The organism is Dyella sp. (genome assembly GCF_036568765.1).
In the GTDB taxonomy this organism is placed as follows: Bacteria; Pseudomonadota; Gammaproteobacteria; order Xanthomonadales; family Rhodanobacteraceae; genus GSA-30.
The window spans coordinates 20087-33316 of sequence record NZ_DATCRY010000061.1; the positions used below are offsets into that span (position 1 = coordinate 20087).

Below are 13230 nucleotides of genomic sequence, written 5' to 3' on the forward strand. Positions count from 1 at the left end.
GCTTGCTTTTCAATCGAATGACCTGAAATCCATCAATGCCGACTATCGCCGCCATCGAAAAAACGAATTTGCAAAGACATCGTGATCGGCGGAACCTCATCCCTGTAGCTCGTCGACACTAAGCATCGGCCAGATTGTCCGCCGTCCACACAACGCGGGCAAAAAGGCCAGTTTTTGGGGAACCGGACATGGCTTGCACCCGGTCAGGTGTCCTTTTCGCCCCCCCAACCCGGGTGCAGTCATATCAGAGGAGAAGACACATGGCAGCAGTAGCGAAGTGTCCATTCAAGCATGTCGCCGGAGGCGGCACCTCCAACAAGGATTGGTGGCCCAACAAGCTCAACATCCGGGTTCTGCACCAGAACTCGCCGTTGTCGGACCCGCTGGGCAAGGAGTTCAACTACACCGAGGCCTTCAAGAGCTTGGATCTCCCGGCGGTGAAGAAAGATCTTCACGATTTGATGACAGATTCGCAGGATTGGTGGCCGGCCGATTTCGGTCACTACGGTCCGCTCTTCATCCGCATGGCTTGGCACAGTGCCGGTACCTATCGCATCGGCGATGGCCGCGGCGGTGCGGGCGGCGGTCAGCAGCGCTTCGCTCCGCTGAACAGCTGGCCGGATAACGTCAACCTCGACAAGGCGCGGCGCTTGTTGTGGCCGATCAAACAGAAGTACGGCCAGAAGATCTCCTGGGCCGACCTGATGATTCTGGCGGGCAACGTCGCCTTGGAATCGATGGGCTTCAAGACCTTCGGTTTCGCCGGTGGCCGCCCGGATGTGTGGGAGCCGGAAGAGTCCGTTTACTGGGGCTCGGAAAGCAGCTGGCTGGACGACAAGCGTTATTCGGGCGAGCGCGACCTGGAGAACCCGCTGGCTGCCGTGCAGATGGGTCTGATCTACGTCAATCCGGAAGGACCGAACGGCAAGCCCGATCCATTGGCCGCTGCCAGGGATATCCGTGAGACCTTCGCCCGCATGGCGATGGACGATGAAGAGACCGTCGCGCTGATTGCCGGTGGGCATACCTTTGGCAAGACACACGGTGCAGGCGATGCCGGCCTCGTCGGTGCGGAGCCGGAAGGCGGGTTAATCGAGCAGCAGGGCCTGGGCTGGGCCAGCAAGTATGGCAAGGGCCACGGGCCGGATACGATTTCCAGCGGCCTGGAAGTGACCTGGACAACCACGCCGACGAAGTGGAGCAACAACTTCTTCGAAAATTTGTTCGGCTACGAATGGGAACTCACCAAAAGTCCGGCGGGTGCGCACCAGTGGAAGCCGAAGGGGAACGCCGGCGAAGGCACTGTGCCCGATCCGTTCGATCCCACTAAGCGTCGTGCACCGTCGATGTTGACCACGGATCTCTCGCTACGCGTCGATCCGGCCTATGAGAAGATTTCCCGTCGCTTCTATGAGCATCCGGAGCAGTTTGCCGATGCTTTCGCGCGAGCCTGGTTCAAGCTGACTCACCGCGATATGGGTCCGCGTGCGCGTTACCTGGGCCCCGAAGTTCCGGCCGAAGAACTGATCTGGCAGGACCCAGTTCCCGCCGTCGATCATGAGCTGGTCAATGCCCAGGATGTCGCTCAGCTGAAGGAAAAGATCCTCGCGTCCGGTCTGCCGATCTCGCAGTTGGTATCGACGGCCTGGGCTTCCGCCTCGACCTTTCGTGGCTCCGACAAGCGCGGCGGCGCCAATGGTGCGCGCATCCGCCTTGCTCCCCAGAAGGATTGGGAAGTCAACCAGCCCGCGCAGTTGACCAAGGTACTTGCGGCCTTGGAGGGCATCCAAGCGCAGTTCAACGGTGCCCAGAGCGGCAACAAGCGCATTTCGCTTGCCGACTTGATCGTGTTGGCCGGTACCGCTGCTATCGAGCAGGCCGCGAAGAACGCCGGCCATGCGGTGAACGTGCCGTTCGCACCTGGGCGCACGGATGCCACGCAGGCGCAGACCGACGTGGCTTCGTTCGAAGCGCTCGAGCCGATCGCCGATGGCTTCCGCAATTATCAGCAAGGCAATTTCGACATACCCGCCGAGGTATTGCTGATCGACAGGGCGCAGCTGCTTACGCTGACCGCACCGGAGCTGGTCACCCTGATCGGTGGCTTGCGCGTACTCAATACCAACGTCGGGCAAACGGCACACGGCGTGTTCACCAAGCGGCCGGAGACGTTGACCAACGATTTCTTCGTCAACTTGCTCGACATGAGCACGGTGTGGACACCTGTCAACGAGTCGCAAAGCCTCTTCGAAGGCCGCGATCGCGCCACGGGCGCTCGCAAGTGGACGGGTACGCGTGTCGATCTGGTGTTCGGCTCGAACTCGGAGCTGCGAGCGCTGGCCGAAGTGTATGGAAGCGGCGATGCGAAGGAGAAGTTCGTGCACGACTTCGTCGCGGTGTGGACCAAGGTGATGAACCTGGATCGCTTCGACCTGCGATGAGCTTGTTCTAAGACGTAGCCATAAGCGTTTGTGGTAATCCGGCAGTGGTCGCCCTTTCATGGCGGCCACTGCCTAGCCTCCAAGGGCGGAGCGCGTCAAGCGCCACCCGATTCGACGAGGATGGCCATGATGACGCAGGAGCTCTTCGACAGCATCGCCAGAGGCGATTTGCTCGCATGGACAGTCGCGCTGCTTCCAGCCCATATTTCCGGTAACGCCGATGCCGCTTACTGTCCGAGAGGCCGGCAAGCTGTCGTCGCGTTGGCACAGTGGCAGCGGCTGCTTGCGCATCTGGCGCACACGGCACAGCGTTGCGCACAACCGGAAGTGACGTTGCAGCTGAAGGCTTTCGGCGTACGGCGCACACACACTGTGGTGATCAACCTGGCACGCGAATACGCAAAGGCATGGAACCTGGCCATGACGCATGGTTTTCTGCCAGCCACGGCGCATGTGTGGGCGTTCATGCAAACGCTGGCATCGGACGATTCCCTCGACGATGCGTTTCACGCCTTGGCCCATGCCTATCGCCAATTGCCACGGCTGATGACATTGCGAGCGGATGACCCACTGGTACGCTGGCTCAGTGCGCGTGCCTACGTGCATGATGCACAAGCGCAGGCGATCAGGCGTGGCACCTGGGCTTGAGGATGCGTGACATGGCCGGCCGCGATGAACGTCATGAGGCCGATAGCTTTTAGTAGCTCGGCGCTTCCGGTGTCGTCTGCTGCAGGATCCGCATGGATTCCTCGTTCTTGCGCTTCCAGGATTGCAGTTCGGCTTCGGTAACCGGCACGGTAGAGGCAGGTAAACCCGCCGCGTTCCTTCGTTGTTTCCAGTTTTCGTAATCGCGTTGCGACATGGTACCGGCGCGATACACGACATTGTCGTCGGTATAGAGCACCGGCGTGGATGGATTACCGCTGCGACGGCGCTGCCATTGCGAGTATTGCTCGGGCGTCATATCGCCTGAGCGGTAGATCGTGGCCGGCTCGGAAGGTGGAACCGGTTTGGGCCGGGGATGCATGGGAGGGACGGTCGTGCGAGCCGCGTGCGCTGGCCTTGCATGCGACGCATCGCTTATCGCCTTGGCAGGCAGCGGCGCCGACGTTGCCGTCGGCGATGAAACGGTTGGCGCGGGATGCCTGGGCCAGAGCGCGAACAGCAGTATCGCCAGCGCTCCGGGAAGCAGGGCAAGCGACCAGATGGGAACAGGGCGTGGCTTTACAGGTCGCCGTGACACCGTAGACGCAGCACGCGCCGGGAAGGGCGGCGCCGGAACGGCCATGGGAGCAGCATCGTTGGCCGCCTTCGGCGCGGGTTCGGCCACAGGACCGAGCATGGCCCGGATCGTCGCGCCATCGATCAGTTGCAGCTGTGCAACTTCGTCGCCGCTGCGCAAGGCCGCACGCGTGAACTCGCCGCTGGTGACGAGGATGGCACGCGTGGCGCGTTCGGTCATCATCGCGCCGAGCAGTTGCTGTACTTCGCGCGTGGATACCTGAAAGGCGTTCCAGCGCTTGCACTGCACGATGGTTACCTCCCCATCGCGGCGCATCTTCAGGTCGATCCCGCCGTCGAAGCTACCGGGTTGGGCAACGATCGTGACATCGTAGCCTTGTTGCCGGTAATAGCCGGCCACCAGTTGTTCGAAGGCGTTCGGGTCGACGCGCGAAAGCGCGTCGTCGTACCGCTTGCTGACGGGCTTGGGTCCCCAGCGGCGCATGGGCTTCCTCCGTGAATCGTCGATATCGATAAGACGGCGCGGGCAGGATGCCTTCCATCCTCGTACGCCGGTCAGATCGGCACCTCGGTCGAAAACTTGAGCGACCCCCGAAAATTATCCACAGCTTCGCTATCGGGACTTACGAACAACGGCTAACATACTGGCGATATTGGATAGTCTTGCGCGAACCCAGGCATGTTCTCTCTTTTCTTCGGCGGCTTCGGGCTGTCCACACTGTGGTTGGCCCGCCCCGTCTGGCGCCTGTTGACTCTGTTGCGTCGGCGCGGCGGCGCTGGCGGCTCAGGTGCGATCCGCTTTTGGCTGGGCACATTGGCTGTGCTGTCGGCCAGTGCGGCGCTGGAAGGCGTCGTGCTGGATGCGATCACCGCTGGCGGCGATGTGGGCGGCTCGATCTGCCGTGCTCTCGCCGACGGCCTGGGCAGCGTATTCGGCGCTCCCTTGACGGCGTTGCTGATGCTGGCGGTGCTTGCACTCGCCCTGCCCTGGTACTTCGGCCGGCCGTGGAAGGATGCCTTGGCACGCGCCTCGGAGATCATCGAGCCACTCGGCGCCTGGGCGATCGGCGGCGCGCAATGGCTGACCGATCGTGTATCGCGTCGCGCGCCTGGGAGGCGTCGCGCGCGTGGCGGGGCCGTGCGTCGCAGTGGACGGCAAGGGCGCCCGCATCGTGCAGCGTCAACGTCGCGCGTCGTCGAGTCGTCCGCCAAGCCGTCAGTGCCGGTACGCGAGCACGTTATCGATGAGCCCTGGTTGTTGCCCAAAGCGGTACGCGACGGTGTATCTCCCGCCTATCGACCGGCGAGACCCCGTCCGCCGTCGGTATCGACAGCGGCTATTGTTGCAGCCGCGCAGGTGTCACAGCAGCGGCGCCTGGCCGAGCCTGTCGCAACAGCGGACGAGGTGCCGGTGCCGGCTGAAACCCCGGTCGTACCAGAAGAGCCGGCACCCGTGACGACTTATGTGCCGGAGTCGCAAGCCGGCAGCGTTGCGCCGATACGCGTGCGCAGCTATGCGGCCAACGACGACATCGCCGCAGGAGCTACGATCGACGCGGTCGTGCCAGCGCCGGTCGCGGCGTTCGCGCCGCGCATGCGCCCCGCGCCTCGCCTGCCTGCACTCACGTTGCTGGCTCCGCCGAAACTCGAATCGACGCATATCGGAGATGCTCAGCTGGCCGAGACCGGCGAGCTTATCGAGCAACGCCTGCGCGAATTCAAGGTGCCCGTCACGGTGGTAGGTGCCTCCGCCGGCCCGGTCATCACGCGTTTCGAAGTGGAGCCGGCCACCGGCGTACGCGGCAACCAGATCGTCGCCTTGATGAAGGATCTGGCGCGAGGTCTTGGGCGCAGCTCGATTCGCGTGGTCGAAACCATTCCGGGCAAGACATGCATGGGTCTGGAGCTGCCGAACGAGCAGCGGCAGATGATCGCGCTTTCGGAGATTCTCGATTCGTCGGTCTATCGCGATGCGGAGTCGCTACTGACGCTGGCCATGGGCAAGGGCATTACCGGCGAGCCGGTGGTGGCCGACCTGGCGCGTGCGCCGCACATGCTGGTTGCCGGCACCACCGGTTCGGGCAAGTCGGTGGCGGTCAACGCGATGATCCTGTCGATGTTGTACAAAGCCACGCCCGACGACGTGCGCATGATCATGATCGATCCGAAGATGTTGGAGCTTTCGGTTTACGAAGGCATTCCGCATCTGCTCGCGCCCGTCGTGACGGACATGAAGCTCGCTGCCAACGCGCTCAACTGGTGCGTGGCGGAAATGGAAAACCGTTATCGCCTGATGTCCGAGCTGCGCGTGCGCAATCTGGCTGGCTATAACCAGAAAGTGCGCGATGCGAAAGCATCCGGGCGGCCGCTGATGAATCCCTTCCCGGCGCATCCCGAAATTCCAGAGAACCTCGATACCTTGCCGTTGATCGTGGTGGTGATCGACGAGCTGGCAGACCTGATGATGGTTGCCGGCAAGAAGATCGAGGAACTCATTGCGCGCCTGGCGCAGAAAGCGCGCGCCGCCGGCATTCACTTGATCCTAGCCACGCAGCGACCGTCGGTCGATGTGATCACCGGCCTGATCAAGGCCAACATTCCTACGCGCGTGGCGTTCCAGGTGTCCTCGAAGATCGACTCACGCACCATTCTCGACCAGATGGGTGCGGAAAGCCTGCTGGGTCAGGGCGACATGTTGTTCCTGCCCCCGGGCACGGGTTATCCACAGCGCATCCACGGCGCGTTTGTCGCCGACGAGGAAGTCCATCGCGTCGTGACCTGGCTCAAGCAGTTCGGCGAACCCGACTACAAGGATGAAATTCTCGCCGGGCCGCCAGGCGAAGGATCCGGCGAACTGTTTGCCGAAGAGAGCGGTGACGCCGAACTCGACCCGCTCTATGACGAGGCCGCGGCATTTGTATTGCGTACGCGCCGTGCGTCGATCTCGTTCGTGCAACGACAGTTCCGCATTGGCTATAACCGTGCGGCACGGTTGGTCGAAGCGATGGAAGCAGCAGGCCTGGTATCGTCGATGGGGATCAACGGGCAGCGCGATGTGATTGCTCCCGCGCCTGCGGAGTGAGCAGCCGGAAGGTGCCTTACCCTTCCCGACGAGGCAACTGAAGCGGGTTGCTGCGACGTAATGCGGGTGGCAGCAGATCGTCCGGTACATCCTGATAACACACCGGTCGCAGGAAACGCTCGATTGCCAGGCTCCCCACCGAGGTGCTTCGTACATCCGAGGTCGCGGGAAAAGGCCCGCCGTGCACCATCGCATGGCATACCTCGACACCGGTTGGCCAACCGTTGACCAGCACGCGGCCGCAGCGATCTTCCAGGAGACCCAGCAAGCGGCGCGCGGTTTCGTGGTCGTCCCGATCCAGGTGCATCGTTCCGGTCAGCTGACCTTCGATCTCGCCTGCCAGCGCCATGAGCGTTTCCAGGTCCGCGCAGCGCACAATGATCGACGCGGCACCGAAGACTTCCTCGCGCAAGGCCGGGTCGGCACGAAACGTGGCCGCATCGACCGCGAACAAGGCACCGCGACCCTGGTTTTCGCCGTCGCTGGCGCAACCCCGCGCAAGCTGCTGCACCTCGCCATGAACGGCAAGCCGCTCGATGCCACGTTCGTAGGCGGCGTGGATACCGGAAGTAAGCATGGTTGCGGCGCGCGTCCTGGCGAGGCTGGCTGCGGCCGCGGCTTCGAAGCGTGCGAGCGCCTCGCCGGCCACTGCGAAAACCAGTCCGGGATTGGTGCAAAACTGACCCGCACCCAAAGTCAGCGACCCGATGAATGCCTCACCGAGCGCTTCGGCTTTCGCTGTCAGCGCGCCAGGCAGCAGAAACACCGGATTGACGCTGCTCATCTCCGCATACACGGGAATGGGCTCCGGGCGCGCGGCGGCGAGCGCGACCAACGCCAGACCGCCCGCGCGCGAACCGGTGAAGGCGACCGCCTTGATGCGCGGATCGCGGACCAGGGCACTACCGAGCGCGTTGCCAGGCCCGCTCAGGTGCTGGAACACGCCTTCGGGCAGGCCGCATGCAGCGACTGCGTCGGCTATCGCCGCGGCGACCAGCGCGCTGGTGCCAGGATGCGCCGGATGCGCTTTCAGGACGACCGGGCATCCGGCAGCCAGCGCGGAGGCGGTGTCGCCGCCCGCCGTTGAGAAAGCGAGCGGAAAATTCGATGCGCCGAATACGGCAACCGGTCCAATGCCCACCTTACGCAGGCGCAGATCGGAGCGCGGCGCAGGTTGGCGATCCGGCAAGGCCGGATCGATGCGCACGTCGACCCAATCGCCGGCGCGCACGACTTCGGCAAACAGGCGCAGCTGGCCGACGGTGCGACCGCGTTCGCCAAGGATGCGCGCCGCCGGTAGTCCGCTTTCCGCGCATGCGATGTCGAGCAGGCGATCGCCGGTTCGCAAGATGCGTTCGGCGATCGCTTCGAGAAAGGCGGCGCGCTGCGCCGGCGAGGTTTCCCGGTACGTGCGAAATGCCGTCGCCGCAAGCGTGCACGCGCGTTCTACGTCGCCCGGTCCATGCACAGGATGCTCGGCATCCAGCGGCTTTCCCGTCGCCGGATCGATGCCGCGGAAACTCGCGCTGCTTGTTGCGTTCATGGAAGCCTCTATGTTGTCGGTCGGCTAGATGCGATGCCGGAAGGTTTCGCAGATGCCGGTAAGCGTGTCGCGGATGGCCGCCTTGCGTTCGCTCGTCAGCAAGTCGCGTTGCGCACTGATGCTGATGGCCACGTAGCCGCCATCGACGTGCGGCGTGGACATCGCCTTGGCGATGCAGGTGAGACCGGCGATGGTTTCTTCGTTGTCATGCGAAAAGCCGCTGTGGCGGATATCGGCGATGTCTTGCAGGAGCTTGGCTTTGGAGACGATCGATTTGGGTGTCATTTTCGGAAGCTGGCCGATCGAAGCCAGCCGGCGCTCCAGTTCCGCGGGAGGCAGCATCGCCAGCAGCGCTTTGCCGCAAGCCGTGCAATTGGCGGGCACGCGCCGCCCGACACCGCCGCCAAGGCCCAGGTGCAGGCCGCTGTTGCAGTCCTGCAGGGCGAGATAGACGGTATCGAACTGTTCGTCGATCACCGCCAGCTGGATCACCGCACCCAGTTCCGGTGGTGCGGCGCGGCATGCATCGTAGAACTCCCCCACGACATTCACACTGGATATGTAAGCCGAACCGAGCTGCACGAGGCCTCGGCCCAACTGGAAACCGTCGCGCGAACGGCGCAGCAGTTGCCCCTCGCAGAGGGCGTTGCAGATGTTGAAGGCGCTCGATTTGGGAATGCCCAGCGTGCGCGTGATTTCGGCCACCGTATAGGAACGGCGGGGCGAGGATTCCAGCAGCGCCAGGATCTGCATGGCCCGGTCCAGCGCGGGGACCAGTGCGCGCGCGCCGCCAGTGGCCCCAGCTTCCCTAGCCACTTTTCCTGTGTATTGGACATCAGTGTCATTCATTGGATGCTCCGTCATAGGTGGCTCGCTGGCGCACCAGTGTAGTCGCGCCTTGCGCCACAATAAGCACAATCGCCCGCAGTTTCCAGCCCTGCTGCTTCGCATCATTGTATTCCAGCATATTGGAATACAAATCAGGGTATTGAATATCAGATAAGGCGGGTCTAGCATCGCCCTCCACTGATAGCGACAGGTCCGAACGATGACGGCAGTGAATCTCGACGATCGAGCGGCAAGGATGGAGGCACTTATCCGGCGCTATTTCGATGCCTGCAACGCCGCCGATGTCGAAGGCATGATGGCGTGCTTCGTACCCGAGGCCGTGCACTACTTTCCGCCGGGCATGTATGAGGGCCCTTTCCGCGGGGCGCGCAAGATCGCCGAGCGCTGGCGCGATGCCGTGGCGCAACTGGGCTCCTACTGGACAGTGGATCGCCTGGTCGTCGCGCCTGCGTCCTGGCAAGCGGTCATGGAATGGAGCCACTTCAAGACCCGTCACGACAAGCTGCTTCGCGGCATCGAGTGGTACGAACACGACCCGGCCAGCGGACTGATCCGCGAAATTCGCGCTTATTACGCCACCCCTCAACCCGCCGACGGGGACCGCTTCGAACTGGGCGGTTTCGATTATGTGGGACGCGACTATCCGGCGGCGCCGCCGGCTGGCGCGCGTCCGGCGAGCAACCGCACCACAGGAGAGCATTCGTGAGCATCATCGAAACCCGCCGGATTCTGCTCGAAGGCGTCGCGACGGAAGTCACCCGCGAAGGCGACCAGCTGCACGCGCCGGATGGGCGCACGGTCCACGTCGATCGCGCCATCCACTTGCCGCCCTGCACGCCGACCAAGATCATCTGCGCGCACTTGAATTTCATGAACCGCGTGCATGAGCTGAAGACGACCAGCCCCGACACGCCATCGTACTTCCAGAAGCCGACATCCGCCTTGAACAGCCATAAAGGGCACGTGGTGCGACCGCAGGGCTGCAAATACCTCAACTACGAGGGCGAGGTCGGCATCGTCGTCGGGCGCACCTGTCGCCATATCCGCATGGCCGATGCGGAGAACTACATCGCCGGCTACACCCTCGCCAACGACTTCGGCCTGCACGATTTTCGCGAAACCGACCGCGGTTCGATGGTGCGCGTGAAAGGTGCCGATACGCTCGGCCCGCTCGGTCCTGGCCTGGTACGCGGCTGGCGACCCGACGGCAAGGTGTTGCGCACACGCGTCAACGGCAAGGTGGTGCAGGAGGCCTCGCTCGACGAACTTATCTGGAGCATGGCCTATCTGCTGACCGACCTGGCGCGCACGCACACCTTCTATCCCGGCGATGTGATTCTTACCGGCACGCCGGCCAACTCCCGCCCGGTGCAACCCGGCGATGTGGTCACGGTCGAAGTCGATGGTCTGGGTATGCTGGAGAACCTGATCGTCGAAGGCGCCTCGGGTATCTCCGACGAGTGCGGTTCGCCACCGACCGATACCGCCGTCGTACGCGGCGTTGCGCTTGGCGAAGGCTTGAAGGAGTGATGCCGTGAAGGCCTTCGTCGTTGCCGAACGTTTACGCGAGTGGGACGGTACGGTATTCGAAAGCTACGGCCCGCTCGCGGCGTCGTCGATCGCGCGCTTCGGTGGACGCTACCTGGCTCTATCGGACCGGCTCACCGGGCTGGAAGGGCCACCGCCGCCGCTGGCCATGGCCGTTATCGAATTCCCGAACCTCGAACAGGCGCAAGCCTGGTACGCCTCCAGCGAATATCAGCAAGCTGCCGCCATCCGCCGCAGCGGTGCCGAAAACCGCTTCGTGCTTATCGTCGAAGGCGCGGCGGCTGCGCAAGACCCTCTTGCTGTGTCGAGCGGTGAGCAAACATGAAACCTATGAAGCTTTCTCTACCCGAAGGCAAGCGAGTAGCGGTCTGTTTGACCGTGTTGCTGGAAACCTGGTCCGATGGCAACGCGCCGAGCTACTCGGTACAAACCACCGCATTGAAGCCAGGCACCGTCAACCACGCCGGCATATCTTGGGCCAGCTACGGCGGTCGCGAAGGCGTATGGCGGATCTTGCGCACGCTGGATCGACACGCCTTGCCGGCAACGTTCTTTACCAATGCACGTTGCGTGGAAACGTATCCAGACGCCGTACGCGCCGTGGTCGAAGCGGGCCACGATCTGGCGGGCCATGCCTATACCCAGGACGGCTTACTCACCTACATGGAGCCTGAAGAGGAACGCGCGACCATTCGCCGTTCGCTCGATCTGCTCAACACGGTCAGCCGCAAACCGGTCACGGGATGGCTCAGCCCGGTGCTCGCCTTCACACCCCATACGGCGGGTTTTCTTGCCGAAGCAGGCCTGCGCTGGCACAGCGATGTCAATGACGCCGATGTCCCGCATCGCGTGGAGACCGCCGCCGGACCGCTGGTGGCCGTTCCCAATAGCGATTTCACCGATAACCGCGTATTGCGCGGCAGTCCACGCGACTATGTGGATGTCTATACGCGCACCTTGGATTTCCTGCGCCAGCACGAGAGTGGATCGTTTCTCGCCATCGCGCTGCACTGCCAGTTCGGAGGACGTCCGATGATGGTCGCCGCGCTCGAGGAGATCCTGACCTATTTCAAACGCTGCCCCGACGTCTGGATCGCGAGCCATGAACACGTGGCCGAACGCGTGACGATCGCCGGAACGGCACAGTAAGCATGGACATGATTCGGACGCGAATCATCCGGCGCCGCTAGAACGCGTCGCTCTCCGGTTCGATCAAGGCTCGGACGCCTGTGTCCGGGAGAGGGCGATATTGCCCATTCAAACGCGAACGCTCCCATACGAGGGAAACCACGCCCATGTTCAGTTGGTATCGCGATTTGTCCAAACGGGAGAAGCAGACCTTCTGGGCCTGCTTCTCCGGGTGGAGCCTCGACGCAATGGATGCACAGCTCTTCAGTTTCATGATTCCCGCGTTGATGGCGACATGGCAGTTGAGCAAGGCGCAGGCGGGTTACCTGGGTACGGCCGCCCTGATCGCCACCGCGATCGGCGGCTGGATCAGCGGCATTCTTGCCGATCGCTACGGCCGCCTGCGGGTATTGCAATTCACCGTGCTGTGGTTTGCCGTGTTCTCCGCACTGGCGGGGTTTGCGCAATCCTTCGAGCAATTGCTGGCGCTGCGCTTTCTGCAAGGTCTTGGCTTCGGCGGCGAATGGGCGGCGGGCGCTGTGTTGATGGGTGAAATCATCCGCCCGCAACATCGCGGCAAGGCTGTCGGCTGTATCCAGAGCGGCTATGGCGTAGGTTGGACGCTGGCGACCTTGATCGCGACTGCTGCATTTTGGGTATTGCCACAGCATCTCGCCTGGCGCGCCCTGTTCTGGTTCTCCGTGACACCGGCGATCCTGGTGATCTTCATCCGGCGCCATCTGGAAGAACCGGAGATCTTCACGCAGACCCGTGCCGCCGAGCGCCAGGCAGGTAGTGGCGCGCCGGGTGTGCTGGCTATTTTCCGACCGGGGATATTGCGTACGACGGTACTCTCCTCGCTGCTCGCCCTGGGCGTCATCGGTGCGGGCAGCGCGGTTATCCCCTGGCTGCCGACCTTCATGAAAACAGTGCGACACCTGTCGGTCGGCAGCGTCGGCCTTTATATGACCACGGTCACGGTGGGCTCGTTCTTTGGCTTCGTCGGCAGCGCCTATCTCACCGATGCCATCGGGCGCCGACGGAATTTCCTGCTGGTTTCGGCGACTTCGTGGCTGGTGATGCTCGCGTACCTGTTCCTGCCTCTGAACGACACAGCCCTGCTTGTCATGTGCTTCCCGGTTGGCTTCTGCCTCGGTGCGTCGTACAGCACGCTCGGGCCTTATTTCACCGAGCTTTTTCCTACGGCTGTCCGTGGTGCGGGCCAGGCCTTCGCGTACAACTTCGGCAAAGGCATCGGTTCGCTTTGCGTGGCCCTGGTCGGCGTGCTCGCCGGGCACATGCCGCTGGGCCAATCGATCGGCTTGTTCACGCTAGGCGGCTACACCTTGGCGATTCTCGCCACCTTGCTGCTGCCGGAAACACGCGGCATCGCGCTC

The 13230-nt window shown here is 63.1% G+C and carries 11 protein-coding genes; 8 read left to right on the forward strand and 3 right to left on the reverse strand.

The features are described from left to right. Positions 1-260: 260 nt before the first annotated feature. Positions 261-2441: a catalase/peroxidase HPI gene (gene katG / locus VIM98_RS05020; RefSeq protein WP_331991999.1), complete on the forward strand. Its 2181-nt coding sequence runs from the start codon at positions 261-263 to the stop codon at positions 2439-2441. Positions 2442-2567: 126 nt separating this feature from the next. Beyond that, on the forward strand, positions 2568-3089 hold the full coding sequence (locus VIM98_RS05025; protein ID WP_331992000.1) for a hypothetical protein: 522 nt from the start codon (positions 2568-2570) through the stop codon (positions 3087-3089). A 49-nt stretch (positions 3090-3138) separates the two neighbouring features. Here the strand turns inward: VIM98_RS05025 and VIM98_RS05030 are convergent, their stop codons facing one another. Beyond that, on the reverse strand, positions 3139-4167 hold the full coding sequence (locus VIM98_RS05030) for a restriction endonuclease (RefSeq protein ID WP_331992001.1): 1029 nt from the start codon (positions 4165-4167) through the stop codon (positions 3139-3141). A gap of 195 nt (positions 4168-4362) precedes the next feature. Between VIM98_RS05030 and VIM98_RS05035 the strand changes: the two genes are divergently transcribed. Beyond that, a complete protein-coding gene (locus VIM98_RS05035) occupies positions 4363-6765 on the forward strand; it encodes a DNA translocase FtsK (protein ID WP_331992002.1) in 2403 nt (800 codons plus the stop codon). Positions 6766-6781: 16 nt separating this feature from the next. Here VIM98_RS05035 and VIM98_RS05040 read toward each other — a convergent pair whose 3' ends face one another. Together VIM98_RS05040 and VIM98_RS05045 are read right to left on the reverse strand one after the other, a co-directional pair. Next, on the reverse strand, positions 6782-8308 hold the full coding sequence (locus tag VIM98_RS05040; protein WP_331992003.1) for an aldehyde dehydrogenase (NADP(+)): 1527 nt from the start codon (positions 8306-8308) through the stop codon (positions 6782-6784). Positions 8309-8332: 24 nt separating this feature from the next. Then, positions 8333-9157, reverse strand: coding sequence for an IclR family transcriptional regulator (locus VIM98_RS05045; protein ID WP_331992004.1), 825 nt, complete (start codon positions 9155-9157; stop codon positions 8333-8335). A gap of 235 nt (positions 9158-9392) precedes the next feature. On the opposite strand from VIM98_RS05045, the gene VIM98_RS05050 reads away from it, so the two are divergent. The 5 genes from VIM98_RS05050 to VIM98_RS05070 form a co-directional block, all read left to right on the forward strand. Then, positions 9393-9863 carry a nuclear transport factor 2 family protein gene (locus tag VIM98_RS05050; protein WP_331992006.1) on the forward strand — a complete coding sequence of 157 codons (471 nt, stop codon included), beginning with the start codon at positions 9393-9395 and terminating at the stop codon, positions 9861-9863. Continuing rightward, positions 9860-10687, forward strand: coding sequence for a fumarylacetoacetate hydrolase family protein (locus VIM98_RS05055; RefSeq protein ID WP_331992007.1), 828 nt, complete (start codon positions 9860-9862; stop codon positions 10685-10687). Before VIM98_RS05050 ends, VIM98_RS05055 begins: the two co-directional genes overlap by 4 nt. 4 nt (positions 10688-10691) lie before the next feature. Next, positions 10692-11030 carry a DUF1330 domain-containing protein gene (locus tag VIM98_RS05060; RefSeq protein ID WP_331992008.1) on the forward strand — a complete coding sequence of 113 codons (339 nt, stop codon included), beginning with the start codon at positions 10692-10694 and terminating at the stop codon, positions 11028-11030. 5 nt (positions 11031-11035) lie between these two features. After that, the gene (locus VIM98_RS05065) at positions 11036-11854 is read left to right on the forward strand and encodes a polysaccharide deacetylase family protein (protein ID WP_331992009.1); all 819 of its coding nucleotides are present in this window, start codon (positions 11036-11038) and stop codon (positions 11852-11854) included. Positions 11855-12000: 146 nt separating this feature from the next. Beyond that, positions 12001-13230, forward strand: a 1230-nt coding sequence (locus tag VIM98_RS05070) for an MFS transporter (RefSeq protein WP_331992010.1), incomplete at its 3' end; no start/stop codon positions are given.

Bases quoted from the DNA above. Each gene is read 5' to 3' on its own strand.
- VIM98_RS05040 (WP_331992003.1), bottom strand. From the start codon at position 8,308: ATGAACGCAACAAGCAGCGCGAGTTTCCGCGGCATCGATCCGGCGACG.
- VIM98_RS05030 (WP_331992001.1), bottom strand. From the start codon at position 4,167: ATGCGCCGCTGGGGACCCAAGCCCGTCAGCAAGCGGTACGACGACGCG.
- katG (WP_331991999.1), top strand. From the start codon at position 261: ATGGCAGCAGTAGCGAAGTGTCCATTCAAGCATGTCGCCGGAGGCGGC.
- VIM98_RS05065 (WP_331992009.1), top strand. From the start codon at position 11,036: ATGAAGCTTTCTCTACCCGAAGGCAAGCGAGTAGCGGTCTGTTTGACC.
- VIM98_RS05045 (WP_331992004.1), bottom strand. From the start codon at position 9,157: ATGAATGACACTGATGTCCAATACACAGGAAAAGTGGCTAGGGAAGCT.
- VIM98_RS05050 (WP_331992006.1), top strand. From the start codon at position 9,393: ATGGAGGCACTTATCCGGCGCTATTTCGATGCCTGCAACGCCGCCGAT.
- VIM98_RS05035 (WP_331992002.1), top strand. From the start codon at position 4,363: ATGTTCTCTCTTTTCTTCGGCGGCTTCGGGCTGTCCACACTGTGGTTG.
- VIM98_RS05025 (WP_331992000.1), top strand. From the start codon at position 2,568: ATGATGACGCAGGAGCTCTTCGACAGCATCGCCAGAGGCGATTTGCTC.